Consider the following 2,055-nt stretch of genomic DNA (forward strand, 5'->3'; position numbering starts at 1 on the left):
CGGTCGAATACAGCAATCTGAAACACATTTTTTGCTAAATCGATACTAATAAGCCTATATTTCATGTTGGTCACCTTTATCCTTGATTCTGTCAAAAGTTAATCATGGCACATTGCGATGCCGAGATAGAGGTGACCATCTCATCACACGTTTTAACTACCCCAATATTAAGACAGCGTTTCTGATAATTATTTGATAGATTGATTAATTATTAACTGGGTGTGCATCATTAAGAAAAGGAAGGGAAATCACATTATTTCCGAGTCATTAACTTCATGTCACCTGCTTAGCCGCTTAAAATAAGCGGCTAAGTAATGAGGATTGATAATGAATTATAAATGGCTAGGTCTTCTCGGGTCGATTCCTTTATTGGCGGCATGCAATAGCGATATCGACATCGACATTTCCAGCAACGTGCTTTCTCAACAGCAGCTCAACACCATTATTAGTAATGTCAATAAACACTATCCAGATGCAGACAGCGAACTAAAACAAAATATTGCTGATCTCGCGGTAAAGTCGATTGAAAATATGGTGTTTGTCGAAGGTGGCCGTTTTATTATGGGCGACTTTCGTATGCCCTGCATGAACGACGATCTTAATCGCCCAGTCTGGACGCCGGAAGCAAGCTGTTACAGTCAGGTCTCGATCGTTGATCGCGGGGCGGATATTCAACATGAAGCAAATAGAAAACTAATAATAACCGTGCTATAAGAGCCTGTACCTATGGCTCTTATAGTATTTAAGGAAAATATTAATGCATTTATTACTTCAAGCTTTGTTGAATCTACTCTCATTAGGTACGTATGATGCTATCCAAGGGCGCGTTTCTTCTTATATATGGAGTATATTTTACTTTTTATTATTCATTTTGTCATTTTTTGTCTACTTTGAATCCGTATTAGTATTAATGCTAGCAATAGGCGTTTTTTTACTAATGTTGATTGCAATATTCATATCCTCATTCGTAAAGATAAAAACTGCTAACATACGTGCTTGTACTATAGTTCCATTTATTACATCTGTTGCTCTGTTAATTTCTTCTCCAAGTAAAATTGAATTACTAGTATCTGAAGGAAACAGTATGTCTCCTCTTATTAAGGATGGTGACACGTTACTTCTAAGAAAAATCAACAATCATGAAGAGTTGAATGCCAATGATATTATTGGTTTTAAGATTGGTGTTGAAAATGAAATTTTATTGAAAAGAATAATTGCAACCCAAGGTGACAGCATTCTATACAAGGGTAAAAAACTATATATAAATGATAGTTTTATTTTGATTGACAATCAAGCCATAGAAAACGAAACAATTGCATTCAAAGTACCTAAGGATAGCTATTATGTATTAGGTGACAATTTAAATGAATCCTTCGATTCCAGGTATTTTAAAGATACATTCGTGAAGAAAAGTGAATTACTCTATAAGTATATAGGAACAATCGACCTCTAAACTTCAGAACTGGTTTTAAATCATGAAACAATTATCAGACCTTAGTAGGGAAAATGTTTTAACCACACCAATATTAAGACAGCGTTTCTGATAATTACTTGATAGATTCATTAATTATTAACTGGGTGTGCATCATTAAGAAAAGGAAGGAAAATCACATTATTTTCCGGTCATTAACTTCATGTCACCTGCTTAGCCGCTTAAAATAAACAGCTAAATAATGAGGATTGAGAATGAATTATAAATGGCTAGGTCTTCTCGGGGCGATTCCTTTATTGGCGGCATGCAATAGCGATATCGACATTTCCAGCAACGTGCTTTCTCAACAGCAGCTCAACACCATTATTAGTAATGTCAACAAACACTATCCAGATGCAGACAGCGAACTAAAACAAAATATTGCTGAGCTCGCGGTAAAGTCGATTGAAAATATGGTGTTTGTCGAAGGTGGCAGTTTTATTATGGGCGACTTTCGTATGCCCTGCATGAACGACGATCTTAATCGCCCAGTCTGGACGCCGGAAGCAAGTTGTTACAGTCAGTTCTCGATCGTTGATCGCGGGGCGGATATTCAACATGAAGTCACCCTAAGCAGTTATTCG

The 2,055-nt window shown here is 36.5% G+C and carries 2 protein-coding genes and 1 pseudogene; all 3 read left to right on the forward strand.

The features are described 5' to 3' along the window. The first annotated feature begins 327 nt into the window (after window positions 1-327). The gene (locus QTN95_RS20365) at window positions 328-714 is read left to right on the forward strand and encodes a hypothetical protein (RefSeq protein WP_331418807.1); all 387 of its coding nucleotides are present in this window, start codon (window positions 328-330) and stop codon (window positions 712-714) included. Window positions 715-757: 43 nt separating this feature from the next. Beyond that, complete coding sequence (gene lepB, locus QTN95_RS20370) at window positions 758-1,453, forward strand: signal peptidase I (RefSeq protein ID WP_331418809.1); 696 nt, start codon at window positions 758-760, stop codon at window positions 1,451-1,453. 233 nt (window positions 1,454-1,686) lie between these two features. Next, a pseudogene (locus QTN95_RS20375) lies at window positions 1,687-2,055 on the forward strand (formylglycine-generating enzyme family protein); the annotation flags it as partial.

The organism is Vibrio sp. M260112 (assembly GCF_036533775.1).
GTDB lineage: Bacteria > Pseudomonadota > Gammaproteobacteria > Enterobacterales > Vibrionaceae > Vibrio.